The organism is Pseudoduganella sp. OTU4001 (assembly GCF_038440195.1).
Taxonomy (GTDB): domain Bacteria; phylum Pseudomonadota; class Gammaproteobacteria; order Burkholderiales; family Burkholderiaceae_D; genus Rugamonas.
In genome coordinates this window covers 52,262-78,006 of the sequence record NZ_JASATG010000001.1, presented here as the reverse complement: position 1 = coordinate 78,006, position 25,745 = coordinate 52,262, and the positions used below count along the sequence as shown (strand labels likewise).

At 64.4% G+C, this 25,745-nt stretch carries 25 protein-coding genes; 15 read left to right on the top strand and 10 right to left on the bottom strand.

Translation table 11 applies throughout. The features are described 5' to 3' along the window. The first annotated feature begins 45 nt into the window (after positions 1 to 45). Genes AAHE99_RS00295 through AAHE99_RS00270 form a run of 6 tightly spaced genes read left to right on the top strand, consistent with a single transcriptional unit; the run spans position 46 to position 7,493 of the window. Positions 46 to 1,707, top strand: coding sequence for an NAD(P)H-dependent oxidoreductase subunit E (locus AAHE99_RS00295; RefSeq protein WP_342113220.1), 1,662 nt, complete (start codon positions 46 to 48; stop codon positions 1,705 to 1,707). Beyond that, the gene (gene fdhF, locus AAHE99_RS00290; RefSeq protein ID WP_342113219.1) at positions 1,704 to 4,487 is read left to right on the top strand and encodes a formate dehydrogenase subunit alpha; all 2,784 of its coding nucleotides are present in this window, start codon (positions 1,704 to 1,706) and stop codon (positions 4,485 to 4,487) included. Before AAHE99_RS00295 ends, fdhF begins: the two co-directional genes overlap by 4 nt. Beyond that, positions 4,484 to 5,329, top strand: coding sequence for a formate dehydrogenase accessory sulfurtransferase FdhD (locus tag AAHE99_RS00285; RefSeq protein ID WP_342113217.1), 846 nt, complete (start codon positions 4,484 to 4,486; stop codon positions 5,327 to 5,329). Before fdhF ends, AAHE99_RS00285 begins: the two co-directional genes overlap by 4 nt. Next, positions 5,329 to 6,036: an ABC transporter permease gene (locus AAHE99_RS00280; RefSeq protein WP_342113873.1), complete on the top strand. Its 708-nt coding sequence runs from the start codon at positions 5,329 to 5,331 to the stop codon at positions 6,034 to 6,036. The genes AAHE99_RS00285 and AAHE99_RS00280 overlap by 1 nt, the downstream gene beginning before the upstream one ends. Next, complete coding sequence (locus AAHE99_RS00275; RefSeq protein WP_342113215.1) at positions 6,033 to 6,686, top strand: energy-coupling factor ABC transporter ATP-binding protein; 654 nt, start codon at positions 6,033 to 6,035, stop codon at positions 6,684 to 6,686. Before AAHE99_RS00280 ends, AAHE99_RS00275 begins: the two co-directional genes overlap by 4 nt. Then, complete coding sequence (locus AAHE99_RS00270; RefSeq protein ID WP_342113212.1) at positions 6,687 to 7,493, top strand: substrate-binding domain-containing protein; 807 nt, start codon at positions 6,687 to 6,689, stop codon at positions 7,491 to 7,493. It begins immediately after the preceding gene. On the opposite strand, the gene AAHE99_RS00265 is transcribed toward AAHE99_RS00270, so the two are convergent. Continuing rightward, positions 7,479 to 8,360 carry an alpha/beta fold hydrolase gene (locus AAHE99_RS00265; RefSeq protein ID WP_342113210.1) on the bottom strand — a complete coding sequence of 294 codons (882 nt, stop codon included), beginning with the start codon at positions 8,358 to 8,360 and terminating at the stop codon, positions 7,479 to 7,481. The genes AAHE99_RS00270 and AAHE99_RS00265 overlap by 15 nt on opposite strands. Before the next feature lie 61 nt (positions 8,361 to 8,421). Here AAHE99_RS00265 and trxC point away from each other — a divergent pair, with 61 nt between their 5' ends. The 3 genes from trxC to AAHE99_RS00250 are packed head-to-tail and all read left to right on the top strand — an operon-like array spanning position 8,422 to position 10,757. Further along, positions 8,422 to 8,856, top strand: a complete 435-nt coding sequence (gene trxC, locus AAHE99_RS00260) for a thioredoxin TrxC (protein ID WP_342113208.1) — start codon at positions 8,422 to 8,424, stop codon at positions 8,854 to 8,856. Between the two features lie 54 nt (positions 8,857 to 8,910). Further along, a complete protein-coding gene (locus AAHE99_RS00255) occupies positions 8,911 to 10,140 on the top strand; it encodes an MFS transporter (RefSeq protein ID WP_342113206.1) in 1,230 nt (409 codons plus the stop codon). Continuing rightward, a complete protein-coding gene (locus AAHE99_RS00250; protein ID WP_342113204.1) occupies positions 10,137 to 10,757 on the top strand; it encodes a helix-turn-helix transcriptional regulator in 621 nt (206 codons plus the stop codon). The genes AAHE99_RS00255 and AAHE99_RS00250 overlap by 4 nt, the downstream gene beginning before the upstream one ends. On the opposite strand, the gene AAHE99_RS00245 is transcribed toward AAHE99_RS00250, so the two are convergent. From AAHE99_RS00245 to AAHE99_RS00230, 4 genes are read right to left on the bottom strand one after another with little or no spacing between them, the layout of a single operon-like run. Further along, a complete protein-coding gene (locus tag AAHE99_RS00245) occupies positions 10,744 to 12,267 on the bottom strand; it encodes an MFS transporter (protein WP_342113202.1) in 1,524 nt (507 codons plus the stop codon). The two genes, AAHE99_RS00250 and AAHE99_RS00245, sit on opposite strands and share 14 nt — an antisense overlap. Before the next feature lie 26 nt (positions 12,268 to 12,293). After that, a complete protein-coding gene (locus AAHE99_RS00240) occupies positions 12,294 to 13,421 on the bottom strand; it encodes an HlyD family efflux transporter periplasmic adaptor subunit (protein ID WP_342113200.1) in 1,128 nt (375 codons plus the stop codon). 12 nt (positions 13,422 to 13,433) lie between these two features. Further along, a complete protein-coding gene (locus AAHE99_RS00235; protein WP_342113198.1) occupies positions 13,434 to 14,849 on the bottom strand; it encodes an efflux transporter outer membrane subunit in 1,416 nt (471 codons plus the stop codon). Positions 14,850 to 14,900: 51 nt separating this feature from the next. Beyond that, positions 14,901 to 15,347 carry a MarR family winged helix-turn-helix transcriptional regulator gene (locus AAHE99_RS00230; protein WP_342113196.1) on the bottom strand — a complete coding sequence of 149 codons (447 nt, stop codon included), beginning with the start codon at positions 15,345 to 15,347 and terminating at the stop codon, positions 14,901 to 14,903. A 100-nt stretch (positions 15,348 to 15,447) separates the two neighbouring features. Between AAHE99_RS00230 and AAHE99_RS00225 the strand changes: the two genes are divergently transcribed. Next, positions 15,448 to 15,705, top strand: coding sequence for a hypothetical protein (locus AAHE99_RS00225; RefSeq protein ID WP_342113194.1), 258 nt, complete (start codon positions 15,448 to 15,450; stop codon positions 15,703 to 15,705). Here AAHE99_RS00225 and AAHE99_RS00220 read toward each other — a convergent pair. Further along, positions 15,675 to 16,862 (bottom strand): multidrug effflux MFS transporter, encoded by a 1,188-nt coding sequence (locus AAHE99_RS00220; RefSeq protein ID WP_342113192.1) that lies wholly within the window; start codon positions 16,860 to 16,862, stop codon positions 15,675 to 15,677. The genes AAHE99_RS00225 and AAHE99_RS00220 overlap by 31 nt on opposite strands. 111 nt (positions 16,863 to 16,973) lie before the next feature. Between AAHE99_RS00220 and epsC the strand changes: the two genes are divergently transcribed. The 4 genes from epsC to AAHE99_RS00200 all read left to right on the top strand — a co-directional run bounded on the left by epsC (position 16,974) and on the right by AAHE99_RS00200 (position 20,698). Then, positions 16,974 to 17,870, top strand: a complete 897-nt coding sequence (epsC, locus tag AAHE99_RS00215; RefSeq protein WP_342113190.1) for a serine O-acetyltransferase EpsC — start codon at positions 16,974 to 16,976, stop codon at positions 17,868 to 17,870. A 105-nt stretch (positions 17,871 to 17,975) separates the two neighbouring features. Continuing rightward, positions 17,976 to 18,542, top strand: a complete 567-nt coding sequence (locus tag AAHE99_RS00210) for a YceI family protein (protein ID WP_342113188.1) — start codon at positions 17,976 to 17,978, stop codon at positions 18,540 to 18,542. Positions 18,543 to 18,546: 4 nt separating this feature from the next. Beyond that, complete coding sequence (locus AAHE99_RS00205; protein WP_342113186.1) at positions 18,547 to 20,307, top strand: amidohydrolase; 1,761 nt, start codon at positions 18,547 to 18,549, stop codon at positions 20,305 to 20,307. A gap of 187 nt (positions 20,308 to 20,494) precedes the next feature. Next, the gene (locus AAHE99_RS00200; RefSeq protein WP_342113184.1) at positions 20,495 to 20,698 is read left to right on the top strand and encodes a hypothetical protein; all 204 of its coding nucleotides are present in this window, start codon (positions 20,495 to 20,497) and stop codon (positions 20,696 to 20,698) included. A 286-nt stretch (positions 20,699 to 20,984) separates the two neighbouring features. On the opposite strand, the gene AAHE99_RS00195 is transcribed toward AAHE99_RS00200, so the two are convergent. The 3 genes from AAHE99_RS00195 to AAHE99_RS00185 form a co-directional block, all read right to left on the bottom strand. Continuing rightward, positions 20,985 to 21,641, bottom strand: coding sequence for a hypothetical protein (locus AAHE99_RS00195; RefSeq protein ID WP_342113182.1), 657 nt, complete (start codon positions 21,639 to 21,641; stop codon positions 20,985 to 20,987). A 333-nt stretch (positions 21,642 to 21,974) separates the two neighbouring features. Then, a complete protein-coding gene (locus AAHE99_RS00190) occupies positions 21,975 to 22,595 on the bottom strand; it encodes a phosphohydrolase (protein WP_342113180.1) in 621 nt (206 codons plus the stop codon). Continuing rightward, positions 22,592 to 24,244 (bottom strand): ATP-binding protein, encoded by a 1,653-nt coding sequence (locus tag AAHE99_RS00185; RefSeq protein WP_342113178.1) that lies wholly within the window; start codon positions 24,242 to 24,244, stop codon positions 22,592 to 22,594. Before AAHE99_RS00185 ends, AAHE99_RS00190 begins: the two co-directional genes overlap by 4 nt. Positions 24,245 to 24,449: 205 nt before the next feature. Here AAHE99_RS00185 and AAHE99_RS00180 point away from each other — a divergent pair, with 205 nt between their 5' ends. Continuing rightward, positions 24,450 to 25,034, top strand: a complete 585-nt coding sequence (locus AAHE99_RS00180) for a LysE family translocator (RefSeq protein ID WP_342113871.1) — start codon at positions 24,450 to 24,452, stop codon at positions 25,032 to 25,034. Here the strand turns inward: AAHE99_RS00180 and AAHE99_RS00175 are convergent. After that, a complete protein-coding gene (locus AAHE99_RS00175) occupies positions 25,018 to 25,683 on the bottom strand; it encodes a YceI family protein (RefSeq protein WP_342113176.1) in 666 nt (221 codons plus the stop codon). The two genes, AAHE99_RS00180 and AAHE99_RS00175, sit on opposite strands and share 17 nt — an antisense overlap. Positions 25,684 to 25,745: the final 62 nt, after the last annotated feature.

Genomic DNA, 25,745 nt, shown 5'->3' with positions numbered 1-25,745 from the left:
AACATAATCTGTCACAGCGGGACGCATGATAGGGTCAATCAAACGATGATTCCAATTGCAGTGCAGGGTGCCAGCCGGGAACGCAAACGCCAGGGGCCGAAAGGGCGGCGGGTCGATGTTGTTGCGATGCAGCAGGTGCTGGACTTGCTGGGCTCGGCGCCGCGACGGCGGGATATGCTGATCGAATTCCTGCACCTGATCCAGGATGAATACGGATGCCTCTCGACAGCGCACTTGGCGGCGCTGGCCGCCGAGCTGCGGCTGGCGCAGGCCGAGGTGTTCGAGGTCGCCTCCTTCTACCACCACTTCGACATCGTCCGCGAAGGCGAGCCGGCGCCACCCGTGCTGACGGTGCGCGTGTGCGATGGCCTGTCCTGCGAAATGGCCGGCGCGCAAGAGCTCCTGTCGCGCCTGCCGGCGTTGCTGGGACGCGAGATCCGCGTCCTCCCGGCGCCCTGCATCGGCCGCTGCGACCAGGCACCCGCTGCATTAGTCGGCCAGCGAGCGGTCGCCCAAGCCACCTGTGAAAGCATCACCACCACCGCTAACGGCCCAGCCCGTGTCCACCTTGGGGTCACACCCTTTGGTGGACACGAGCTCGAGCATGCGGTGCTGCGCGAGTGCCTGTCCGGCGTGCGGAGCGTGGAGGCGGTGATTGCGGAGCTGGAGGGTTCCGGACTGCGCGGGCTGGGCGGGGCTGGTTTCCCGGCGGGGCGCAAGTGGCGCATCGTACGCAATGAACCGGGGCCGCGGCTGATGGCGGTGAATATCGACGAAGGCGAGCCGGGCACCTTTAAGGACCGCTTCTATCTGGAGCGCGCCCCACAGCAATTCATCGAAGGCATGCTGATCGCGGCGTGGGCAGTGGGCATCGACGATATCTATATCTACCTGCGCGATGAGTACCACGATTGCCGCGAGTTGCTGCGGCGCGAGCTGGCGCGCTTGCCGGACGGCGGCCCCCGCATCCACCTGCGGCGCGGTGCCGGGGCTTATATCTGCGGCGAAGAGTCGGCCATGATCGAATCGATCGAAGGCAAGCGCGGGCTGCCGCGTCTAAGGCCGCCGTATGTCGCGCAGAAGGGGCTGTTCGGACGCCCAACGCTGGAACACAATTTCGAAACGCTGTACTGGGTGCCGGAGATTCTGGCGCGCGGCGCGGCATGGTTCACCAGCCATGGGCGCCATGGACGCAGCGGGCTGCGCTCGTTTTCCGTTTCCGGCCGCGTGAAGCAGCCTGGCGTCAAGCTGGCGCCAGCCGGCATCACCGTGCAGGAACTCATTGATGAATACTGCGGCGGCATGCTGGATGGGCACCAGCTGTATGCCTATCTGCCCGGCGGTGCATCGGGCGGCATCCTGCCCGCTAGCCTGAACAACATTCCGCTTGATTTCGATACTTTACAGCCGTACGGCTGCTTTATCGGTTCCGCTGCGGTCATTGTGCTGTCGCAGCACGATACCGCGCGCGGCGCCGCCAGCAATATGATGCGCTTCTTCCGGCATGAGTCGTGCGGCCAGTGCACGCCTTGCCGCGCTGGCACGGCCAAGGCGGTTGACCTGCTGGAGCAGCGCGTGTGGGATGCCGGCCTGCTCGGCGAGCTGTCGCAGGTCATGCGCGATGCATCGATCTGCGGTTTGGGCCAGGCCGCGCCGAATCCTTTTGACTGCGTGCTGAAATACTTCCCGCATGAGGTGTCGGAATGACGGGCTTTGAACTGAACGGCCGTTCGCTGCAGGCGGCGCCCGGCGAGACCCTGCTGCAGGCGGCGCGCCGTCATGGCGTCGATATCCCGCACCTGTGCTACACCGATGGCATGGCGCCAGCTGGCAACTGCCGCGCATGCATGGTCGAAATTGATGGCGAGCGCGTGCTGGCGCCATCCTGCTGCCGCTATCCCGCCGAAGGGATGAAGGTTTGCTCCGACAGCCCGCGCGCACTGGCCGCTCAGAAGATGGTGCTGGAGCTTTTGCTGGCCGATATGCCCGAGCAGGCGCACACGCGGCACAACGAGTTGGAGCAGTGGGCGGCGCGACTGGCGGTCGGCAAACCCCGCTTCGGCGCCCGCCCGCAGCCTGCGCAAGACCTGTCCCATGCCGCCATCGCGGTCAATCTTGATGCCTGCATCCAATGCACGCGATGCGTACGCGCTTGCCGTGACGAGCAAATGAATGATGTGATCGGACTGGCCTGGCGCGGCGAGGAAGCCCGCATTGTTTTCGACATGGCCGATCCGATGGGTGCTTCCACCTGCGTGGCTTGCGGCGAATGCGTGCAGGCTTGCCCGACCGGAGCCCTGATGCCGGCGCGCGATGCGGCGCTGACGGCGCCGGACAAGCGGGTGGACTCGGTGTGCCCATACTGCGGCGTGGGCTGCCAGCTCACTTACAACATCAAGGGCAACAAGATTCTCTACGTGGAGGGGCGCGCGGGCCCGGCCAACCAGGGCCGCCTGTGCGTGAAAGGCCGCTATGGTTTTGACTACGCCCATCACCCGCACCGCCTGACACGCCCGCTGGTGCGGCGCGCCGATGCACCGCCCAAATCGGGCGAGTTCACGATGGATCCGGAGCGCGTGTACGACGTCTTCCGCGAGGCGAGCTGGGAAGAGGCGCTGGCGCTGGCCGGCGGCAAACTGGCCGCCATCCGCGACCAGCATGGCGCGCGCGCGCTGGCGGGCTTTGGCTCGGCCAAGGGCAGCAATGAGGAGGCCTACCTGTTCCAGAAGCTGGTGCGCACCGGCTTTGGCAGCAATAACGTCGACCACTGCACGCGCCTGTGCCACGCTTCTTCGGTGGCGGCGCTGCTGGAGGGAATAGGCTCGGGCGCGGTATCGAATCCTGTCAAGGATGTGATGAAGGCGGAAGTGGTGATCCTGATCGGCGCCAATCCGACCGTCAACCACCCGGTGGCGGCGACCTGGATCAAGAATGCGGTACGCGAGGGCACGCGGCTGGTGGTGTGCGATCCGCGCGGTTCGGAGCTGGCGCGGGTGGCGCATCGCTTCCTGCAGTTCAAGCCGGATACCGATGTGGCGCTGCTGAACGCGATGATGCACGTGATCGTGCATGAAGGCCTGGTGGATAAGGATTTCATCGCCAGCCGCACCATCGGCTACGAAGAGCTGGCGGCCAACGTCGCCTATTACAGTCCGGAGGCGATGGCGCCGATCTGCGGCATCGAGGCGGAAACGATACGCGAAGTGGCCAGGCTGTATGCGACTTCGCGCGCGTCGATGATCCTGTGGGGCATGGGCATTTCGCAGCACATCCACGGCACCGACAATGCGCGCTGCCTGATTGCGCTGGCGCTGATGACGGGGCAGATCGGACGTCCCGGCACCGGCCTGCATCCGCTGCGCGGGCAGAACAATGTGCAGGGCGCGTCCGATGCGGGCCTGATCCCGATGATGTTCCCGGACTACCAGCGCGTGACCGACCCGGCCGCGCAGGTGCGCTTTGCCAGCGCCTGGGGCCTGGCGCCTGGCACGCTGGACGACAAGCCCGGCCTGACCGTGGTGGAGGTGATGGATGCGGCGGCGGCCGGGCAGGTGAAGGGCATGTATATCATGGGCGAAAATCCCGCCATGTCGGATCCGGATGCCAACCATGCGCGCGAGGCTCTGGCGGCACTGGAGCACCTGGTGGTGCAGGATATCTTCCTGACCGAGACGGCTTACCTGGCCGATGTGATCCTGCCGGCCAGCGCCTTCCCGGAAAAGACCGGCAGCTTTACCAATACCGACCGGCTGGTGCAGATCGGACGCCAGGCGCTGGAACCGCCGGGCGAGGCGCGGCAGGATTTGTGGATCATCCAGCAGATGGCGCAGCGCCTGGGCCTCGATTGGCAGTATGGCGGGGCGGCCGATGTCTTTGCTGAGATGCGGCGGGTGATGCCGAGCATTGCGGGGATCACCTGGGAGCGGCTGGAACGCGAACATGCGGTGACTTATCCCTGCCATGAAGAAGGCGATCCGGGCACGCTGGTCGTGTTCACGGAGAGCTTCCCGCGCGAGGGCGGCAGGGCGCGCTTTGTGCCGGCCGATATCATTCCCGCCGATGAACGGCCGGATGCCGAGTATCCGATGGTGCTGATCACCGGCCGCCAGCTGGAACACTGGCATACCGGCAGCATGACGCGCCGCACGGCGGTGCTGGATGCGATCGAGCCCGATCCGGTTGCCATGGTGCATCCGCTCGACCTGGAGGCGTTGGGCGGAAAACCGGGCGATGTGGTGACGATTGCTTCACGGCGCGGCCAGGTTGCGCTGTACGCGCGGGCGGACGACAGTTCGCCGCGCGGTGCGGTGTTCGTGCCTTTCTGTTACTACGAGGCGGCGATCAACAAGCTGACTAATGCTGCACTCGACCCATTTGGCAAGATCCCCGAATTCAAGTACTGTGCAATCAAGGTGGCGCTGGGCGGTCAGGTCGAAGCCCAGTCCAGTTTTGGCGGCGGCAAGGCGATGGAGGCGGCGGGCGCATGAGACTACCGGAGATGACACAGGCCAGCGTGCCGTTGACGCAGGAAGTGCAGGCTATCGATGAAAAGGGCCGTCGTTCGCTGATCCACATTCCTGCCGAGCGTGCGCTTACGGTGTATGTCGACAAGCGCGAACTGGTGACCCTGATGACTCTGGGCGGCGCGCCGGAAGCGCTGGTGCTTGGCTATTTGCGCAACCAGCGGCTGGTGCGTTCGGTGGGGGATGTGGCGTCGATCCATGTCGACTGGTCGGTCGGCGCGGCGGCGGTGATGACGCGCGGCGGGGTGGCGGATATCGAGGAGCGTACGGCGCGCAAGGTGGTCACCACGGGCTGCGGCCAGGGCTCGGTGTTCGGCAGCCTGATGGAGGAGGTGGACGATATCGTGCTGCCGCCGGATGCGCGGCTGCGGCAATCGGGCGTGTACCGGATTGTTGAAACCATCCGCACGTTGCAATCCATTTATAAGCAGGCCGGCTCGGTGCATGGCTGCGCGCTGTTCACGCGCGAGGGGGAGCTGCTGTATTTTGTGGAGGATGTGGGGCGCCACAATGCGGTCGATGCGATTGCCGGCAAGATGTGGCTGGACGGCGTGGAGGGCGGCGACAAGGTGTTCTACACCACGGGGAGGCTGACTTCCGAGATGGTGATCAAGGGGGCGCAGATGTCGATACCGTTCCTGCTTTCGCGCTCCGGCACCACGCAGATGGGGCATGGCGTAGCCACCCGCCTGGGCATGACGCTGCTGGCGCGCTGCACAGGGCGGCATTTCCTGCTCCTGACATCTCCAGAGCGGCTGATCCCTGAACCTGAACTCGCCGAAGTCGCGGCGGGAGCGTTGCGGTGATGGGATTGTGGGATGCGGTGGCGCGGGCGTTCGGGCTGCTGTTTGGCGGCGATCCGGTGTTATGGGGGATTGTATGGGTTTCTGTCAGCACCAGCGTGGCGGGGCTGATCCTGGCTACGCCGCTGGCGGTGCTGGGGGGATATGCGATTGCGATGTCGCAGTTCCGGGGGCGGCGGATTGTGATCTGGCTGGTGCAGGCGGCGTTGTCGCTGCCAACTGTGCTGATTGGACTGGTGCTGTATATGACGCTGTCGCGCCATGGGCCGATGGGGAGCTTGCAATGGCTTTTCTCGCAGCCAGGCATCATTGCGGGGCAGGTGCTGATTGCGCTGCCGGTGCTGCTGGCGTTCACGCTGGCGGCGGTGCAGGCGGCGGATCCGCGCCTGGCGGAGACGGCCATCGCGCATGGGGCTTCTTCGTGGCGGGTCATGGCGACGCTGCTTTATGAGGTGCGCTTTGGGGTGATGGCGGCGATTATCAGCGGCTTCGGGCGGGTGATCTCCGAAGTCGGCTGCGCGATGATGGTGGGCGGGAATATCGCCGGCGAGACGCGCACCATCACCACGGCGATCGCGCTGGAGACCAGCAAGGGCGAGTTCGCGCAGGGGATCGCGCTGGGCGTGGTGCTGGTGACGCTGGCGCTGGCGATGAACGGCGCGATGATGGTGCTGCAGGGCGATGCCCATGCCGCCAGGGGGAGGGGATGACGGCCATGCTGTCTATCGCGCGCCTGACCAAACGTTACGGTGAACACCTGTTGTTCGACTTGCAGGACTTCCGGCTGGAGGCGGCGCGCGCTTACGTGCTGACGGGGATGAACGGGGCGGGCAAGAGTACCTTGCTGCGGGTGCTGGCGGGCCTGGCGCCGGCGGACGCTGAGGGCGTGCAATTCGGCGGGCAGGCGGTGCACCTGGCGCCGTATCCGCCAGCGCTGCGGCGCGATATCGTTTATGTGCACCAGCATCCGGTCATGTTTTCGACCAGCGTGGCGGGCAATATCGCCTACGGCTTGCGGGCGCGCGGCATGCCGCGCGGCGAGGCTGCCGGCGTAGTGGAGCAGGCCATGTGCTGGGCCGGCGTGCAGCATCTGCGCGGCAGCGCTCCGGCCACGCTGTCGGGCGGCGAGAAGCAGCGGGTGGCGCTGGCGCGCGCCAAGGTCCTGCAGCCGCGTTTATTGTTGCTCGATGAACCGACCGCCAGCCTGGATGGCGAGGCGCGCGAGCAGGTGCTGGCGCTGATTCCTTCGCTGACCCAGGCCGGCAGCACCGTGGTCATGGCGTGCCACGACCGTGACCTGATCAACCTGCCCGATGTCCGGCGTTTGAAGCTGCGCGAGGGGCGCCTGGAGGAGAAGTAAATGAAGCGCTGGCTTTTGCTTACTTGCGTCCTTTGCGCCATCAATGCACAGGCGCAGCAGATTATCCGCCTGTCCACCACCACCAGCACGGAGAATTCCGGCTTGCTGGCTCATGTGCTGCCTGCCTTCGAGGCGCGCACCAACAGCAAGGTGCACGTCATTTCGGTCGGCACCGGCAAGGCACTGGAGCTGGCGAAGAATGGCGACGTGGACGTGACCCTGGTCCATGCGCGCGCGGCGGAGGATAAATTCGTCGCCGAGGGCTGGGGCGTCGACCGGCGCGATGTGATGTATAACGATTTCATCGTGGTCGGGCCGGCGGCCGATCCATCCGGCGTCAAGGGCGGCAAGGATGTGCTGGCGGCATTCCGCAAGCTGGCGGCCGGGCCGGCGCGCTTCATCTCGCGCGGCGACAATTCTGGCACCGACATCATGGAAAAGGCCTATTGGAAACAGGCCGGCGCGCAGCCTGTGGGAGCGCAGTATGTGTCGGCCGGGCTTGGAATGGGCGAGGTGCTGAATATGGCGGCTGAGATGGGCGCATATACGCTGACCGACCGTGCCACCTACGGGGCTTACCAGGCCCGCACCGGACTGGCAGTCATGGTGGAGGGCGACCAGCGCATGTTCAACCCTTATGGCATCATTGCGGCCAATCCGGCCAAACATGCTGGCGTGAATTACAAGGGTGCGCGCCAGCTGATCGAGTGGCTTACCTCGCCCGAGGGGCAGGCAAAGATCGCGCAGTTTCGGCCAGCGGGACAGCAGCTGTTCTTCCCCAATGCGGGCCAGTTAGCCGCGCAGTAACCAGGCCAGCAGGGCTTCGCCCACGGCTTCGGGCGCTTCCCGTTGCGGGAAGTGGCCGATTCCGGCCAGCAGCACGCGGTGGTAAGGGCCGCTGAACAGGTGCTCGCGGTGTTCCGAAGTCTGCGGACTGTTGGCGCCATCCTCGCTGCCGTGCAGGGTGAGTGTCGGGATGCTGATGACGGATTCGCGCCGCAGCCTGTCTTCCTGTATCGCGTAATGCGGGTCGGGGAAGGCCAGGCCCCAGCGGTGGCGGTAGGAGTGGATGGTGACGTCGATCCAGTCCGGATTGTCCCAGGCATGCATGGTGTCGTGGAAGACGCCCTCGCCGAAATGCCAGGAGGGCGACCAGGTGCGCCACAGCAGGTGGGCGAACTCGCGGCGCTCCTTGCGCAGGGCCTCTGCGCCGCGGTCGGTCGACATATACCATTGGTACCAGTAGTTGCGGGCCTGGTGCAGGCTGAGGGCCTGGCTCGGGTCATTGGTGCCCCAGCCGACGGAGAGCGCCATGCAGCGCATCACCCGTTCCGGCGCGAGCAGGGCGGCGTTATAGGCGGCGCGCGCGCCCCAATCGTGGCCGATTACATTGAACCGTTCGATGCCGAGCGCCGTGGCGAAATCGAGCAGGTCTTGCGTCAGGGCGCTCAGTTGGCCGCTGCGCGGGGTGGCGTGGTCCAGGAAGCGGGTTTCGCCGAAGCCGCGCAGGCTGGGCACGATCAGGCGGTAGCCGCCTTTGGCCAGCACCGGCAGCACGCCGTCCCAGGTATGCAAATCGTCCGGCCAGCCGTGCAGCAGGAAAATCGGCTCGCCTTGCATGTTGCCATGCTGGCGAAAGGCAATGCGCAAGCGGTCGGTGTTCACGAATTCCATGATTCCCCCATGCAGGCGAAGCGTGCCCTCGGGATTATATGCCTGCGTTATACTGCAATGCATGGAAAACCTGCATATCGTCTGCCCACACTGCGACGCGGTCAATCGCGTCCCCTCGGTGCGCCTGGAAGAAGGGCCTACCTGCGGCAAATGCCAGCGCGAGCTGTTCACCGGCCAGCCGACCGATTTGTCGACATCGCGCTTCCTCAAGCATATCGAGCGCAGCGATCTTCCGGTGCTGGTGGATTTCTGGGCGCCCTGGTGCGGCCCCTGTCGCACCATGGCGCCGTTCTACGAGCAGGCGACCAAAAAGCTGGAGCCATACTTCCGCGTGGTGAAGGTGAATACCGAGGCCGAGCAGCAACTGGCCGGCCGCTTCGCCATCCGCAGCATTCCTACCCTGGCACTGTTCAAGGGCGGGCGCGAAATGGCGCGCCAGCCGGGCGCCATGGATGCCAACAACATCATCGCCTGGGTACAACAGCAACTGCGCTGAGATAAATAAACATTTTCGTTTACTTATCCGTGGCGGCGGCCTATAGTGGAGGGCATGAACAATTTCCTCCTCATCGCGGCGACCTGCCTGCTTGGTTTGCTGTCCACCACGGGCGCTTCCTTGCCTTACCCGATCCTGCCGCCGCTGTTCGCGGCGGAGGCGCACAACTCCCTCAATAACTTCCTTGGCCTGCCGCCCAAGCTGCTGTTCGGCATTGCGTTGACGGTCAATCCGATCGGGCTGGTGATCGGCTCCGCCTTGCTGGGGCCCTTGTCGGACCGTTACGGACGCCGCCCGATCCTGCTGGCGACTGCACTCGGAGCTGCGGCCGGCCATGCGCTGACCGCGCTGGCGCTGGTGATGCAGTCCTTTCCGCTGTTTATCCTGGCGCGTTTCGGCACCGGGCTGCTGGAAGGGAATGGCGCGGTGGCGCGTGCGCTGGTGGCGGAAAAGCTGGAGGGGGCGCAGCGCCTGCGCGCACTGTCGCTGGTGAATGGCTCGCTGCATCTGGGCTGGCTGGTGGGGCCGGTGCTGGCGGGCTTCACCTTGGTGTATGGCATCACGGTGCCGTTCTGGGTGGCCGTGGCGGCGCTGGTGCTGGCGGCGGCGCTGGTGGCGTTCACCGTGCCGCGCGCGGCCAGGGCGCCAAGCGACGGCGCGTCCTGGTGGCAGGTGGCGCGCAGCCATCACGCCATGAATCTGCTGCGCTTCCCTGAACTGCGCACGCTGTTCATCGTGCAGTTGGCGCTGACCTGCGGGATTACGGGCTTTTACGAGTATTACCCCTTGTGGCTGGTGGAGCAGGGCGGCTACGATGCGCGCGGCATCGCCACCATCAATATGGCGATGTGCGCCATCATGACGCTGGCGGCGATCATCGCGGGCCGCCAGAGCCGGATGGAACCGCTGCACCGCGCCAGCTGGCTGGCATTCGGACTGGCTGCCAGCGTGGCCGGTGTCGCGCTTGGCAACCTGTGGGTGGGCATGGTGGCGATATGCCTGTTTGGCTTGCCGAATGCCTTCTATAACGCCACGGTGCAGTCGTGGGCGGCGGACCGTTTTGCGGCGCACGGCCAGGGCTCGGTCATGGGCCTGCTGTCGATGACCTTCTGCTTTGCGAACATCATCATGGCGGCCATCGGTTCGGTATTGACGCTGGTCGATACGCGCCTGATCCTGCTGCTGGGCGCGGTGCTGGCGGCATGGGCCGGGTGGCGTTTGCGCGGCTGGCGCAACGAACTGGCGCCGGCCCGGCGCGCGATGCCGGAGGGGGCCAGCGTATGAACACCGCCGACCAGATCCTGTTCCTGCTGAAGACGCGCGGTCCGCGCACTGCCCAGCAATTGGCTGAATTGCTTGACCTGACTTCGATGGGCGCGCGCCGCCATCTGGAAGCGGCGGAAGCGGCCGGCCTGGCGCGGCATGAAGACGTGGCGGAGAAAGTAGGCCGTCCGTCACGGCGCTGGCTGCTGACCGAAGCTGGCCACGCGCGCTTCCCGGATCGCCATGCGGACCTGACGCTGCAGCTGATTACCCAGGTGCGCAGCCTGTTCGGCGAGGAAGGCATGGACAAGCTGATCTCGGCGCGCGAGAAGGTGACCGAGGCTGCTTATCGCGACGCGGTGGGCGCGGCCGGCGGGCTGGCGCAGCGCGTCGAGGCCTTGGCGCTGGCGCGCGATGCCGAAGGCTATATGGCCGAAGTGGAGCAGGCCGAAGATGGTTCGCTGCTGCTGGTGGAGAACCATTGCCCGATCTGCGCCGCCGCGCGCGAGTGCCAGAACTTCTGCCGCTCCGAGCTGGAGGTATTCCAGCGCGTGCTCGGTCCCGGCGCCAGCGTCGAACGCGCCGAACACCTGCTGTCCGGCGCGCGGCGCTGCGCCTACCGTATCAAGCCGGTTTAGGCACGGACAGGGTGCGCTGCCATGCCATCACAAAGGCCAGGGCAATACCGATAAAGACCAGCAGGCGGAAATATTCCAGCTGCGCCAGCAGGGCCGCCTGCTGGTTCAGCGTCTGCGCCAGCTGGCTGAGCGCCAGTTGCGCGGCGGCTTGCGGCCCCTGGGCGGAACTGAACCAGCCGGTCAACTGCTCCAGCTGGCGACCCATTTCCGCATCGCCGCTGACAAAGCGGCGGTTCAGCACCGCATAGTGTTCCGCCGTGCGCCACTGCAGCAGCAGGTTGGCGCCGGCCACGCCGAGGGCGGTGCCGAACTGCGCCAGCATATTCTTGACCTGCTGCGCGTGGAAAAAGGCCACCGGGTCGTCCTGGAATTCGGTGAAACCGTGGATTGCCGTCGTCGCCAGGATCATCACGATGAACATGCCGAACAGGCCAATCGATGGCAGCACATGGCGCCACAGGTTGGCATCCAGCGTCAGGTTCGACAGCAGCCAGCCGAACAGCGCGAGCGCGATAAAGCCGGCAACATAGAATTTCTGCGGGCTGGGCGAGGTCTTGATAATGCGCAGCTTGATGAAGAACACGCCGATGCTGGCCGCCAGGCCAATGGCCTGGATCATGCCGGCGGTGTGCCAGGAGAATCCCAGCGCGCGCTGCATCAGCGCCGGCAGCATGGTGTTGTTCGCGCCCAGCACCATATAGCCGATGGTGAACACGCCCAGCGCCGCCATATAGCGCCGGCGTGCCAGCTGGCGCAGGCGCAGCAGCGGGCGTTCGTGGGAATGCTGGTGCCAGGTGAACCAGGCCAGCGCCGCAACGCCGGCCGCGCCCAGCGCGAGCAGGTAGGGCAGGCCGCTGAAGAAATCGTACAGGGCGCGCTGCGCCGCAAACAGGGCCAGGAAGCTGCCGATTGCCATCACCAGCAGTGGACCGAAGTGGGCCTGGGTGTGGCTGTCCTCCGGCAGCGGTTCGTCGGGCAGCGTGATGGCGGCCAGTAGCGCCGCCACCAGTGCCAGGGCGGCCAGCAGCACGAAAATGCCGTTCCACCAGTCGGCGCTGACGAATTCCGCCACCACCCACGGCGCGGCCGATACGGCGCTCGACAGGCCCACGGCGAAGGCGATGATGCCCTTGATGCGCGCCGGGCTGGGTGGGATCAGGTTGACCAGCATGCGGGCGCTGGTCATGAAGGCGGCGCCGCCCAGGCCCATCACCATGCGTCCCAGCAGGAATTGCTGGAAGCTGGTGGCCAGGGAGCTGATGCCGGCGCCGGTGATGAAGAAGGCGATCGAGAGCAGGATGAAACGGCGCCAGCCCAGGCGTTCGATAAACCAGCGCATCTTGGCGATGGCGGTGATCGCCACTGCGGCGTAGGCGGCGGTGACGATGCTGTACTCCTCTGGCGAGGCGTTGATCTGGCCGGAGATCGGCGTGGCGCCGAAGGCCAGCATGCCGGATTGCAGGAACTCGATCACTGTCAGCACGAAGATGGTCGACAGCAGGAGTTTCATGCGCGGGAATGGCGCCGGGGCGTTCATCACTGCACCCGCTGCGCGCCGACGCTGGCGGCGATGATGCGGGCGACCGCCTTGTCGGCGTCTTCCAGTTCATGCGCGAAGACGTCGGTCTGGTAGCCTTTGCGGCTGTCGATGGCGAGCGGGGCGGCCGGGCTGGCGGTATCCACCTGCACCCGCATCGACAGGCCGAGCTTGAGCGGATGCGCAGCCAGTTCTTTCGGGTCCAGCGCAATGCGCACCGGCACGCGCTGCACCACCTTGATCCAGTTGCCGCTGGCATTTTGTGCCGGCAGCAGGGCGAAGGCGCTGCCGGTGCCCGCCTCCTGCCCGACTACACGGCCTTTATAGCGTACGCTGCGGCCGTACACATCGGCCACCAGGTCCACGGACTGGCCGGCGTGGATATTGCGCAGCTGCGACTCCTTGAAATTGGCGCTGACCCACATCTGCTCCGGCGGCACGATGGACATGACAGCGCCGCCCGCATTGACGCGCTGGCCAATCTGCACATTGCGTTTGCTGATATGGCCGCTGACCGGCGCACGCACCGTGGTGCGGCTAGCGGCGACATAGGCGTCGCGCAGCGCGGCAACGGCGGCCTGCACGTCCGGATGGCTGGCAATGCTGGTCTGGTCCACCAGCGCTTGCGAGCTGGCCAGCTGCTGCTCGGCGACCGACATGGCCGCTTGCGCCGACTTGACCGCGTCTTCCGCATGGCGCAGGTCTTCGCCCGATACGGCGCCGCTGCTGGCCAGCTGCTGGCGGCGCGCCAGGTCGGACTGCACTTTGGCGAGGTCGGTGGCGCGCAGGGCGACATTGGCTTTCTGCTGGGTGGCGTTGGCGAACTGCACGCGGACCTGGCGCACCGCGCGCGCGAGCTGGGCCTCGGCGCGCGCCACCGCCAGCTGGGCGTCGACTTCATTCAGCTGCACCAGCGGCTGGCCGGCCTGCACGAAGTCGGTGTTGTCGGCGGCGATCAGGGTCACGCTGCCGCCCACTTGCGGTGTCACCTGCACGATATTGCCTTCGACATAGGCGTCCTCGGTGGATTCGCTGCGCGCTGCGCTGCCCATCATCCAGGCTGCACCAGCCAGGCCGGCAACGAGGACGGCTGCGGCGCCGGCGAAGATTTTCTTTTGCATAGTCATGTCGGTCACCTTTTAAAAACCGCCGCCGAGGGCGCGTACGAGATTCATGTCGAGGTCAAAGGCCCGCGCATCGAAGTCGATGCGGGTGCGCTGCTGCGCCAGCACCTGGCTTTCGGCCGCCAGCACCTGCAGGTAGTTGCCCAGGCCGGACTGGTAGCGCTGGACTGCCAGCTCGTAGGCCTGCTGCGCGGTGGCCAGGGCTTGCCCCTGATACGCCGAGCGCTCCTGCAGCCAGTGGATGGAAGTCAGCTGGCTCACCACATCGCGCAAGGCATCGACCAGGGTCTGGTTGTACTGTTCGACCGCCACGTCGTAGTCGGCATTGCGCAGGGCAAGGTTGTTGCGCAGGCGGCCGCCGTCGAAGATCGGCAGGGTCAGGCCGCCGCCCAGCGCGGAGACCTGGCTGCCGCCTTGCAGGAATTTGCCGAAGCCCAGGCTTTGCAGGCCGACCAGGCCGGCCAGGTTGAAGCTGGGGTAGAACTGCGCCTTGGCGGCCTTGATGTCCTGCAGCTGCGCTTCCACGCGCCAGCGCTGCGCCACCACGTCAGGACGGCGCGCCAGCAATTCGCTGGGCAGGCGGCTGGGCAGGCCGGCGGGGTGGACGGCCTGCAGCTGCGGGCGGGCGATGCCGGCGCCGCGGTCCGGGCCGGCGCCCAGCAGGGCGGCGAGCTGGGTGCGCAGCAGGGCCACTGCCTCCTGCGCTGCTGCGATCTGCTCGCGCGCCACGGGGATGGCGAGTTCGGCCTGCTTCAAGTCCACGCTGGAGTCCAGCTGCGCGGCGACGCGCTGACGCGTGAGCTCCAGCACATGTTCGCGCTGTTTGAGCACCGACTGCGCCAGGTCGAGCTGGGCATAGGCCTGGTACAAGCGCAGGTAGGTCTGGGTGACGCCGACTTCCAGCATCAGGCGGCTGGCCTGGGTGTCGACTTCGGCGGCGTTGCGGCGCCCGACTGCGGCGGCCACGGTAGCCTCGTTCTTGCCCCAGAAATCCAGCTCATACGAGAAATTCACGGTCGCTTCGTTGGCCCAGCGCCAGCTGCCGGCCAGCGGCTTGGGCACGGTGCTGTTTTCGCTGTACAGCTGGCGCGTGCTGCGGGCGGCGGCGCTGATTTGCGGCGACAGGGCGGCTTCGGCCAGACCCTCAGCGGCTTGCGCCTGGCGCAGGCGCGCTTCGGCAATGCGCACGCTGGGGCTGCCGGACAGCGCTTCCGCCACCAGCTGGTCAAGCTGGGCGTCGCCGTAACGCTTCCACCAGTCCGCAGCGGGCCAGGCAGCGGGAGTGACGCTGGCATTGGCCAGGGTGCCGCCGGCAGCCAGGCGGTCAGGCTGGCCCATGGCCGACTGTGGCCGCAAGCCGCCGTCGCTGGCGCAGCCTGCCAGCAGGGCGGCGGCGGCCACCAGGCTGGCGAGGGGGATGGTGGATTTCATAGGCGGGTCCTCGGAATATCTCTGCCTAGGCAGAATTAAGGGCAAAAAAATTTAGCCGTGCAGGGTGTTGGCGGTAATCCGCTGCAGCAGGTTCTGGAGCTGTTCTTCTTCTTGCGGGCTGAAGCCCTGCAGCATGCGCTCGTGGACTTTCTTCACCGCGGCCATCAGCTGCGGGTACAAGGCCTGGCCTTCGTCGGTCAGCTCCAGGTTCAGGGTGCGGCGGTCGGCCGGGCAGGGCACGCGGCGGATCAGGCCTTTTTCCTCGACCCGGTCCAGCAGACGCTTCATGGCGCCGGTGTCATAATCGAGGTAACGGGCGAAGTCGCTCAGGGTATTGGCGCGCTTGTGCGCGATGCCGGCCACCACGCGGAACTGGGCGCAGGTAATGCCCATCGGCTCCAGCTCGACTGCGAGGTCGTTGAATGCGGCATTGCGGGTTTGGCTCAGCAGATAGCCGAGAAAGCCGCCGCGCAGGGTGTTCCAGGATGCGTCGTTCATGGTGGTTTCCTTCATTTGTGAATCAATTATACTGCCTAGGCAGAGAAAATCAAGGAATTCTTAACTGGTGTAGAGTGGGCCAAACACCGAGGAGAGCGTGATGGATGATGAAATCAGGCGGAAATTTGTCACCGAAGTGTGGCAACGCTATGTGGAGGTGCAGAAGTGGGCCATCGCCAATTGGCCGGACCGCGAGCATCCGCTCAGCACTTCTGACTTTGTGGAAGGGCGTAAGGAAATCCTGGGACTGGGCCTGCCCGCCAGCTTGCGCCTGGGGCATGCCCCGCCCGAGCCCGCGCCGGAGCCGGAGCAGGGCGGCCCGCAATATCAGGAAGTGACGCCGGCGCCCTGGCCCTGAGCCAGATGGTAGGCCGCGTAGCTGACCACCAGGCAGGCCACCAGGCCGAAGGACAGGTGCAGCGCGCTGCCGAACAGCAGCGGCGCCACCAGGCCGGACACCAGCGCGAACAGCATCATCTGCAGGAACGATTGCATCGACGCCGCCAGGCCGCTGTGGTTGGGGAACAGGTTCATGCCGGCCAGGGTCAGCGGCGGCATCGCCAGCGCCAGCGAGAACGAATACAGGAATAGCGGCAGCACAGCCCACGGCACGGTCGCCGCGAAGAACCAGTTATAGGCCACATTCAGCACAGCGGAAACGGCCATCAGCGCGAAGCTGCCGCGGATCAGTTTTGCCGGCGCGACCTTGTGCGCCAGCTTGCCGCTGGCGGTTGCGCCCAGCACGTGGCCGCTGATCAGCGGGATGAACAGCCAGGCGAAGGCGGTTTCCGGCAGCTTCAGGATATGCATGATGAAATAGGCGGCCGAGCCGATATACAGCGCAAAGCCGCCAAAGGCCGCCCCCAGCGAAATCGACAGCAGCAGGAAGCAGCGGTGGCGCAGCACCATCCAGTAATTGCGGGCGATGGCGCCCAGGTGCAGCGGGTGGCGTTTTTCTACCGGCAGGCTTTCCGGCAGCCAGCGCCATACAGCGATCCACATCAGCACACCGAAGGCGGTCAGGAACCAGAAGATCGAGCGCCAGCCGAAAGAAACCTGCAGCCAGCCGCCCAGCACCGGCGCAATGGCAGGCGCCAGGCCGAACACCATCATGATGTTGCCGAGGATTTTCTGGGCTTCCATCCCTTCGAAGCGGTCCTGCACGATGGCGCGGCCGATCACCGAGCCGGCGCCGGAGGCCAGGCCTTGCAGGATACGCGCACCAAGCAGGAAGCCGAAGGAGCCGGCGATGGCGCCGCCCAATGAGGCCAGCACATACAGCACCAGCGACCACAGGATCACCGGCCGGCGGCCGAAACTGTCCGACAGGGTGCCGTAGAACAGCATCATGAAGGCAAAGGTGAACAGGAACAGGCTCAGGGTCTGCTGGATCGCCATCGGGCTGGCGCTGAAGGTCTCGGCGATCGCCGGGAAGGATGGCAGGTAGGTGTCGATCGCCAGCGGGCCGACCATGGTCAGGCCGGCGAGCAGCAGGGTAAGCAGGATGTTCTTCATGTGGGCGTCATTGTAAGGGAATTGCGGCAACACTGCTTATGCGCTGGAGGCATAAGCTTGTGCGAACAGTTTCTTTCGTTTTTCGGCGCGTGCTCGATATGCTTGTGCCTTATGGCTAACGATTCTTACGGCGCCGCGAGCGGCGCAGCACGCTGGGACCTGGACGATGTCGTCCGCCAGCTGCGCGTGTCGCGCGAAGCGACCCACAACATCCGTCACCAGGGGCGCGTACGCGAATTGCCGTCGCGCGCGGAGCTGGTGCAAATCCTGGAAGGGCTGGCGGCCGCGCTGTTTCCCACGCATTACGGCCGTCCGAACCTGACTGACGAAAGCATCGACTACTTTGTCGGCGATACGCTGAATACGACGCTGGACCGCCTGCACGAGCAGGTGCGGCGCGGGCTGCAGTTCGGGGAAAGCGAGGAGCGCGATGCGCTGGCGATCACACGCGCGTTCGCCGCCTCGCTGCCGCAGGTGCGCTCGCTGCTGGTGTCCGACGTGCAGGCCGCGTATGCGGGCGACCCGGCGGCGACCTCGATTGCCGAAATCATGCTGTGCTATCCGGGCATGCTGGCGATCCTGCACTACCGCCTGGCGCACAGCCTGCATCGCCTTGGCGCACCGTTCATTGCGCGCATCATCAGCGACATCGCGCATTCGCGTACCGGCATCGACATCCACCCGGCGGCGCAGATCGGCGCCAGCTTCTTCATCGACCATGGCAGCGGCGTGGTGATCGGCGAGACCACCATCATCGGCGAACGGGTGCGCCTGTACCAGCACGTCACGCTCGGTGCAAAACGCTTCCCGGCCGACGAATCGGGTAAGCTGATCAAAGGTACACCGCGCCATCCTATCGTGGAGGACGATGTGGTGATCTATGCCGGCGCCACCGTGCTGGGACGGATCACCATCGGCGCCGGGTCGACTATCGGCGGCAATACCTGGCTGACCCAGGGCGTACCCCCGAACAGCAATATCTCGCAGGCACAGTTGCGCAGCGATTGAGAGGCTTTTATCGAAAAAGTCGATTGGTTGCGCGCATATTATGCGTTTTACACTGATCGGTTGTCGTCGCATAATGGTCCATCAATCCCACTTGGAGCTCTGACAATGAAAAAGCTGATCGCCTTCGCCCTCGCCGCTGGTTTCTCCCTCGCCGCATCCGCCGCGCCGGAGACCTACAATATCGACCCGACCCACTCCTTCTCCCGCTTCGAATACAGCCACTTCGGCTATTCGACCCAGGTGAACAAGTTCAATAGCACCGTCGGCAAGATCCAGATCGACCGCGCAGCGAAGACCGGCTCGGTGGAAGTGACCATCGACCCGAAGTCGGTCAACACCGGCTATGACACCTTCAACGGCCACCTGCAGGGCCCGGACTTCTTCGATTCCGCCAAGTACCCGGCCATCACTTACAAGTCCACCAAGTTCAACTTCGTCGGCGACAAGCTGGTGTCGGTGGACGGCAGCCTGACCATCAAAGGCGTGACCAAGCCGGTCAAGCTGGAAGTGACTTCGTTCCATTGCATGCCGCACCCGATGCTTAAGAAGGACGCTTGCGGCGCCAACGCCAGCGCCAAGATCGTGCGTTCGGAATTCGGCGCCGGTAAATATGCCCCGCACGTCGGCGACGAAGTGACCCTGGGCTTCTCGATCGAAGCAATCAAGGAGTAAGGCCATGGCCCGCCCGCTCCTGGCCGCAGCCTTGATGGCTGCCTCGCTGTCGCATGCCTATGCGACGGACATGATCATCACCAATGGCAAAGTCGCCACGATGACGCGCGAAGGCAGCTTCGCGCAGGCAGTAGCCATCAAGGGCGGCATCATCACCGCAGTGGGCAGCAATGCCCAGGTGCTCAAGCTGAAGAAGCCCGGCACGCAGGTGATCGATGCCGGCGGGCGCACGGTCATACCGGGCCTGAACGACTCCCACGTCCACATCATCCGCGAAGGCCTGAACTACAACGCGGAGCTGCGCTGGGACGGCGTTACCTCGCTCAAGCGCGCCATGCAGATGCTGCGCGAGCAGGCGGCGCGCACGCCGGAGGGCGCGTGGATCAAAGTGGTGGGCGGCTTCAACGAATTCCAGTTCGAAGAGAAGCGCCTGCCGACCCTGGAAGAAATCAATGAAGCGGTGCCGGACAAGCCGGTCTTCATTCTTTACCTGTACGGCCTTGGCTACCTGAACCGCAAGGGTATTGAAGTCCTGGGCTATGACAAGGATACGAAGTACAAGGACGGCGTAGTGGAGCTGGGTGCGGACGGCAAGCCGACCGGCCTGCTGGTGGCCAAGCCGAATGCGATGGTGCTGTATTCCACGCTGGGCAAGACCGGCGCGCTGCCGCGCGAACAGCAGCTGAACTCCACCATCCATTACTACCGCGAGATGAACCGCCTGGGCGTGACCAGCGCCATCGATGCGGGCGGCGGCGGGCAGGCCTACCCGGACGACTATTCCATCAGCCTGGAGCTGGCCAAGGACGGCAAGCTGACCGTGCGCACCTCCTACTACCTGTTCGCGCAAAAGCCGGGCAAGGAGCTGGAGGATTACCAGCGCTGGCTGACGCTGACGAAGCCGGACCGCAACGACCATATGTTCTATGCGAACGGCTACAACACCGAAGGGGCAGGGGAGAACCTGGTCTGGAGCGCGGCCGATTTCGAGAACTTCCTGGAACCGCGGCCGGACATGCCGGCGCACATGGAAAGCGAACTGGAACCGGTGCTGCGGCTGCTGGTGAAAAACCGCTGGCCCTTCCGCATCCACGCGACCTATGGCGAATCGATTGAGCGCGACCTGGCGGTGATCGAGAAGGTGAACCGCGAACTGCCATTCAACGGCTTGCGCTGGTTCTTCGACCACGCCGAAACCATTACCGACGACCAGCTGGCGCGCGTGAAGAAGCTGGGCGGCGGCGTGGCGGTGCAGGACCGCATGTACTTCCAGGGAGAGCATTACTGGAAGCGCTACGGCGCGCAGACGCGCCAGATGCCGCCGATCCGCAAGATGCTGGAGATGAAGATCCCGGTCGGGCTGGGGACGGATGGCACGCGGGTGTCCAGCTACGGGCCGTGGCCGGCGATCTATTGGGCGGTGAGCGGCAAGACTGCCGGCGGACTGTCGATGTGGCAGGCGAAAGACCGCCTGACCCGCTACGAAGCGCTGAAGCTGATGACAGCGGGCAGCGCCTGGTTCAGCGGCGAGGAGAAGGTCAAAGGTCAGATCGCCAGCGGCCAGTATGCCGACCTGGTGGTGCTGCCGAAAGACTACTTCAGCATCCCGGAAGCCGACATCAAGACACTGGAGAGCGCGCTCACCGTGGTCAACGGCCGCATTGTCCACGCCGGACCCGACTTCGGCCGTTACGCCCCCGAAGCCCCGCCCATCCAGCCGGAGTGGAGCCCGGTGAAGCACTACGGCGGCTACCAGAACCGCTAACACAGCCGAGCTCGTGTCCACCTTGGGGTCAGGCTCTTTGGTAGACACGGGCTCTGCCCATGTCTACCAAAGAGCCTGACCCCAAGGTGGACACGAGCTGGGCTGTTAGGTGTTGCGGGGGTGGCATTGACTTCTTTGATTTCTGGTTAATACTTCCTTGACCGCCCATCCCGCCCGAAGGTGTCCTATGGAATTGTTGCACCACACCCCCCGCGCCGATGTTGCGCGTAGTGAAATCGTTGATCGTGGTATCGAAGTGCAAGCCAGCTTCAGCACCCTGTGTGCGGTGGAGTACATGAAGTCCCACAATATCCCGCCCGCCATCATCCAGCGCGTCTTGCTGCAGCCCGCCAAACGGCGCTCAGCTGCTCAGGTTATGCACAAGAATTAACGAGAAGTAACGCGCGACTTTAATTACTTAAAGATTGCGTGTGATAATTCGTGAGTTTGTAAGTGCTTGATTTTGAACGTGCTTTTTTCTGCACATTGAACGGGCAGTTTGTTGGAAATGGCGTCGTTGAGGGCTGTTTGCCTTGTCAAGACCCCCTTATCAACAAAGATATCCACAAACAATGTGGATAATGCAAAAAGCCCTTTTCAATCCGCCACTTAGCGCGGGTTGGCCGAAATTAGAGGCTAAATGGAGGTAAAATAACTACTGTAAATGCATACAGTAGTTATTTGATGATGCGGCCGGAAGCGCTGAAACTGCCCGGTTCCGCCCCAGGCTGGACCTGGATATCCACAGTTGAGGCAGGCTGGCCGATGACCAGCTGGCCCGACCATGCTTCACCCTTCTGCAAACCCTTCAGGATGCTGGCGAACAGTTCGCGGTGCTGGTTGTATTTGGCCAGCTGGGCTTGCAGCTGCTGCAGGTCGGCGTAATTGCGCAGCGAGGAAATCACCGTCGTGAACAGCTTGCGCGTGGTGAGGTCGGTCTTGCACCAGAAATCGTTGATGTCGTAATCGAGGATGATGCTGTGCTCCAGCGCCTGGCCGGGCTGGCCGGTACGCAGGACAATGCGCACCAGTTCATTCTTCAGCTCGGAGCGGATCTGGTTGGCGACACGCAGGCCGGCATCGCTGGTTTCCATGATCACGTCCAGCAGCACCAGCGCCACGTCGGGATTGTTGCGCAGGGTGGTGAGCGCCTCTTCGCCTGAGTAGGCGTGGAGGAAGCTGAGGCGGCGTCCCATGAAGCACGCATTGCTAAGGGAGAACTTGGTGACGACGTGGACGTCGACATCATCATCAACGATCAGTACCCGCCATGGCGCAGGAGTGGCGCCAGCCGCCTGTTCAGCTGAGCCGGCTTGCGCCTCATCGTCAATCATCCAACCTTCTGCTGCGTCGTCCTCAGGAACATTCACGTCCATGCATTTTCCCTTCATCCATTGTGGACACACTATTCTGCGGCAGGGCTTTTGTCAAAATATTTTCCAACAGCCCAGTGAGTTGCAAGAAAGCATATGCCTGCACTCGCTAAGTCATTGATTTTATTGAGTCTAGCGTCTTGCCAAAGAATTGGGCAATTTGTTGAAAGCCGCGCCGTTACAGGCGAAACAGGCTGTCAAGACCCGCTTTTCCACACGTTTATCCACAGTGAAAGTGGATAACTAGAAATTCGTCTTTAAAAACTTCGTATTAGAGCAATTTTATCATCTGGTCTATGAGGCTGCGTCCTTTAGCCGGTTCAGCTCAGCAAGAAAACGCTCGCATGCCAGGCCCGGCGGCCATGGTTCCCAGGCCCTTTCACCGTATAAGACATGCAACGGATCTTCATCCAGGGGCACGGCCGTGATCTTCAATGTGCGTTTGACTTCTTCACCGCTCCAGCCCACCACATGCACCGCTTCACTGGCCGCCGCCAGCCGGTCGGCGCGCTTGTGCACCTGGTAATCCTTGGGCGTCCAGGCCGGCAAGCCGTAGCGCAGGAAGACAGCTTGTTCCAGCCGTTTGCTCAGCTCGCGGAAGCTGTCGCCGAGGAAGGGCTTGAGCACGGAAATACAGTCGAAGCCGAGCAAGCCCTCTTCGGCGTCGTGCAGCAGTTCGCGCAGGGAGGACAGCGGGTCCAGCGGGGTGGGCGACCACATGCGCCGCAATTGCAGCACGGTGATCGAATGCTGGGCGACGGAAAGCGGCAAGGGCCAGGCGGAGTGGCCGCCCCAGCGATAGGTGCGGGCCAGGCCCAGCGCCAGGTCGGAATCGTCCCAATCGAAGGGCGTGGGGTCCAGCAGGTCCAGCCGGCGGCCGGAAGGCATGCGCACCCAGGCGCGTTGTGTCGTCATGCCGCTATCGTATCGTCGCGCCGCAGGTCGGCGCAAGCTTGCAGGATGTGGGTCTCGAGTTCCGGCAACAGTGCGGCCGCCGCTTGCAGGTCGCCGGCGGCGCTGGCTTTTTCCATCTGGTGGCACAGGGTGTGCAACTCCGGCGCGCTCAGGTAGCCACAACTGCCTTTCAGCGCGTGGAAGGCGCTGGTGGCGCCTTCGCCGTCGCCATGCTGCAAGGCCAGCCGGCCTTCGTCCAGGCGGCGCGGCGCTTCTTCCAGGAAGGCTTGGGCGATGCGCTGCTGGTGGCGCGGCGTCATGCCGCTGAGCGGCAGGATGTGGATCGCCGTGCTGGCGGGCTCGACGCCGAACATATCATCGAGTTCGGCCAGCGTCGGTGCAGTGCGCGGCAACTGGCGGCCACGCGCCAGCAGCTGGGTGATGGTCTTTTCCAGCTGGTCGTACAGCAGGCGCTCGTCGACCGGCTTGCTGAGGAAACCGTCCATGCCGGCGGCGCGGTAGCGCGCGCGGTCCAGGTCGGTGCCGTTGGCAGTGAGCGCAATAATGGGCACCAGCGGGTCGCGTACCGGCAGGTCGAGGCTGCCGCCGCGGCGGATCAGGCGGGCGGCCTGTTCGCCATCCATCTGCGGCATGCGGCCATCCATCAGCACGATGTCGAAATCCTCGCTGTGCAGGGCGCGCAGGGCTTCCAGGCCGTTTTCCGCCACCACCACCTCATGGCCCATGCCTTCCAGCAGGGTGGTGATGATGATCTGGTTGGTGCGCACGTCTTCGGCGCACAGCACGCGCAGGCGATGGGTATGGCGCAGGTGGGCCGGCACATTAAGCGGGTCGCGTTCTGGCGGGCCGCCCAGGGCCAGCGGCAGCGTGAAGCGCACCGTGGTGCCCTTGCCGAGGCGGGTGTCGGCTTCGATGTGGCCGCCCATCAGGTCCACCAGCTCCTTGCAGATGGCCAGGCCCAGGCCCGGGCCTTCGGTGCGGCGGGTGGAGGACAGGTCGGCCGGCTCGAACTTGCGGAACAGGCGCGGCAGCATTTCCAGCGGAATGCCAGGGCCGGTATCGCTGATGCTGAAGCCGATGCGCGCCAGGCCATCGGCAGTTTCGCCCGAGGCGCGCAGGCGTACCTCGCCGCGCTCGGTGAACTTGATGGCGTTGCCCAGCAGGTTGAGCAGGATCTGGCGGATGCGGTTGGGGTCGCCCTGCACATGGCGCGGCAGGCCCGGCGCCAGCTCGCAGCGCAGCAGCAGGGCCTTGGCGTCCGCTTGCGGGCGCAGGATGGTGATGGCTTCGTCGATGACGTCGATCAGGTCCAGGTCCTGGGTGCTGATGGAGAGCCGGCCGGCGTCGATGCGCGAGAAATCCAGCAAGTCGTTCAGCATGGCCAGCAGGGCTTCGCTGTTCTTCAGGCCGATGCGCAGGTACTCAACGGTGCGGTCGGCAATGCTGCTGTCGCGCAGGGCAAACTTGAGCATGCCGATCACGCCGGCCAGCGGGGTGCGGATGTCGTGGCTCATCGCAGCCAGGAAGTCGATGCGGTGGCGGCCCAGCTTTTCGTTTTGCAGCTGGAGCTTCTTTAATGTGGCTTCGCTGTCGGACAAGCGCCGGCGCAGGCGCCAGTTTTGCCAAAGCAGCAGGATAAGCGCCGCCAATCCCGCGATTATTATCAGGGATGCCGGATTATCAAATAGCGAAGCAAACGAAGAAAACAATTTTGAATGATCTCCTCAGTAGCAATATTGTAATGGACAACGGCGACATTTGTTATTGGTGTATCATCCTTGCTCCCTAATTTCACCTTGAAAGTCCACGGTGTTGATATCTCCAGAACAAGGGCTGGCCTTCCTGGCCGCCGCCATGCTGATTACTGTTTCCCCCGGTCCCGATAACCTGATGGTGTTAAGTATGGGCATGTCGCGCGGGCGCAAGCAGGGCGTCGTGTTCGGCCTGGGCTGCGCCCTCGGTTGCCTGAGCCATACGATCCTGGCGGCGCTGGGAGTTGGGGCGCTGATCGCTGCCTCGCCGACGGCATTTACGGCGCTGAAGGTTGCTGGTGGACTGTATCTGATCTGGATGGGAATCGGCGCACTGCGCAGCAAGGGCGGAGCGCAGGTGGGGCAGGCGGCCTTGCCGGAAGAGTCGCTGGGCAAGCTGTTTGCGAAGGGGCTGTTCGCCAATGCGATCAATCCCAAGGTGGTGCTGTTCTTCCTGTCCTTCCTGCCGCAATTCGTTGTCGCGGGCCGGGGCGACGCCAGCTGGCAGACTGCCCAGCTGGGCTTGCTGTTCACCCTGCAGGCGTGCTTGCTGTTCGGCGCCCTGGGCTATTTCTCGGGCGCGGTGGGCAAGTGGATTAACCGAAATCCACGTGCGGGACTGTGGCTGGACCGTGGTGCCGGGGCAATCTTTGTTGGCCTGGGTCTGCGTCTTATCGTCGCGCGCTGATCGCGAAACGCAGCTCCAATTCATCCTTCACGGCCAGCGCGCCGCCGAACACGGAAAACGGGGTGATGCCGAAGTCGCTCTGTTTGACGGTGAAGGCGCCACGCGCCTGCAGCGCGCCGCCATCCTCGCGCAGGTCGACCGGCACCTGGTAGCGGCGCGTCACGCCATGCAGCGTGATGTCCGCCGCCAGCGTGCCGCCTTCAAGCGCGGCCCGTACCAGCACCCACGGGTGCGCTTCGGCCTGCAATACCTTGCTGAACATATTCCTGCGCGTGCCATCGATGGCATCGGCCGATGGCTGGGTTTCCAGGCCGGCTTGCTTGCGCAGGTCGGGCTCATCCACCGTGAGCTGGTCGAGGCGGAAGCGCAGCTCGGTTTGTCCTTTGGCGGTATCCACAAATCCCTCCAGCTGGCGCGTGGCGACCACGTGGTCGTGGCCCATGCGCGCCAGCGGGCCGCTGCGGCGCACCGTGATGGCGACCAGTGATTCGCCGCTGACGATACGGTGGGCCTGCTGTGCGGCCGAAAGTTGCGGGGCTGGCGCCGGCGCGGCGGGCGCTTGCGGTGGCTTGGTGGTGCAGGCGGAAATGGCCAGCGCGCTAATCGCAAGCGCGAAGTAAATGGTCCATTTACAAATTTTTTCCCGCATTGTGACTATTGGAGAGTTTCTATTATAAAAATTGTACTATCTTATAGGAAGTTGTGATATTT

What these genes read in the sequence shown, in the direction of transcription:
- AAHE99_RS00220 (WP_342113192.1), bottom strand. Translation starts at nt 16,862, where the DNA reads ATGAAGAACATCCTGCTTACCCTGCTGCTCGCCGGCCTGACCATGGTC.
- AAHE99_RS00195 (WP_342113182.1), bottom strand. Translation starts at nt 21,641, where the DNA reads ATGATTGACGATGAGGCGCAAGCCGGCTCAGCTGAACAGGCGGCTGGC.
- AAHE99_RS00225 (WP_342113194.1), top strand. Translation starts at nt 15,448, where the DNA reads ATGGATGATGAAATCAGGCGGAAATTTGTCACCGAAGTGTGGCAACGC.
- AAHE99_RS00210 (WP_342113188.1), top strand. Translation starts at nt 17,976, where the DNA reads ATGAAAAAGCTGATCGCCTTCGCCCTCGCCGCTGGTTTCTCCCTCGCC.
- AAHE99_RS00250 (WP_342113204.1), top strand. Translation starts at nt 10,137, where the DNA reads ATGAACACCGCCGACCAGATCCTGTTCCTGCTGAAGACGCGCGGTCCG.
- epsC (WP_342113190.1), top strand. Translation starts at nt 16,974, where the DNA reads ATGGCTAACGATTCTTACGGCGCCGCGAGCGGCGCAGCACGCTGGGAC.
- AAHE99_RS00285 (WP_342113217.1), top strand. Translation starts at nt 4,484, where the DNA reads ATGAGACTACCGGAGATGACACAGGCCAGCGTGCCGTTGACGCAGGAA.
- AAHE99_RS00275 (WP_342113215.1), top strand. Translation starts at nt 6,033, where the DNA reads ATGACGGCCATGCTGTCTATCGCGCGCCTGACCAAACGTTACGGTGAA.
- AAHE99_RS00240 (WP_342113200.1), bottom strand. Translation starts at nt 13,421, where the DNA reads ATGACTATGCAAAAGAAAATCTTCGCCGGCGCCGCAGCCGTCCTCGTT.
- AAHE99_RS00180 (WP_342113871.1), top strand. Translation starts at nt 24,450, where the DNA reads ATGCTGATTACTGTTTCCCCCGGTCCCGATAACCTGATGGTGTTAAGT.
- AAHE99_RS00265 (WP_342113210.1), bottom strand. Translation starts at nt 8,360, where the DNA reads ATGGAATTCGTGAACACCGACCGCTTGCGCATTGCCTTTCGCCAGCAT.
- AAHE99_RS00205 (WP_342113186.1), top strand. Translation starts at nt 18,547, where the DNA reads ATGGCCCGCCCGCTCCTGGCCGCAGCCTTGATGGCTGCCTCGCTGTCG.
- AAHE99_RS00200 (WP_342113184.1), top strand. Translation starts at nt 20,495, where the DNA reads ATGGAATTGTTGCACCACACCCCCCGCGCCGATGTTGCGCGTAGTGAA.
- AAHE99_RS00230 (WP_342113196.1), bottom strand. Translation starts at nt 15,347, where the DNA reads ATGAACGACGCATCCTGGAACACCCTGCGCGGCGGCTTTCTCGGCTAT.
- trxC (WP_342113208.1), top strand. Translation starts at nt 8,422, where the DNA reads ATGGAAAACCTGCATATCGTCTGCCCACACTGCGACGCGGTCAATCGC.
- AAHE99_RS00175 (WP_342113176.1), bottom strand. Translation starts at nt 25,683, where the DNA reads ATGCGGGAAAAAATTTGTAAATGGACCATTTACTTCGCGCTTGCGATT.
- AAHE99_RS00235 (WP_342113198.1), bottom strand. Translation starts at nt 14,849, where the DNA reads ATGAAATCCACCATCCCCCTCGCCAGCCTGGTGGCCGCCGCCGCCCTG.
- AAHE99_RS00295 (WP_342113220.1), top strand. Translation starts at nt 46, where the DNA reads ATGATTCCAATTGCAGTGCAGGGTGCCAGCCGGGAACGCAAACGCCAG.
- AAHE99_RS00270 (WP_342113212.1), top strand. Translation starts at nt 6,687, where the DNA reads ATGAAGCGCTGGCTTTTGCTTACTTGCGTCCTTTGCGCCATCAATGCA.
- AAHE99_RS00245 (WP_342113202.1), bottom strand. Translation starts at nt 12,267, where the DNA reads ATGAAACTCCTGCTGTCGACCATCTTCGTGCTGACAGTGATCGAGTTC.
- AAHE99_RS00280 (WP_342113873.1), top strand. Translation starts at nt 5,329, where the DNA reads ATGGGATTGTGGGATGCGGTGGCGCGGGCGTTCGGGCTGCTGTTTGGC.
- AAHE99_RS00255 (WP_342113206.1), top strand. Translation starts at nt 8,911, where the DNA reads ATGAACAATTTCCTCCTCATCGCGGCGACCTGCCTGCTTGGTTTGCTG.
- AAHE99_RS00190 (WP_342113180.1), bottom strand. Translation starts at nt 22,595, where the DNA reads ATGACGACACAACGCGCCTGGGTGCGCATGCCTTCCGGCCGCCGGCTG.
- fdhF (WP_342113219.1), top strand. Translation starts at nt 1,704, where the DNA reads ATGACGGGCTTTGAACTGAACGGCCGTTCGCTGCAGGCGGCGCCCGGC.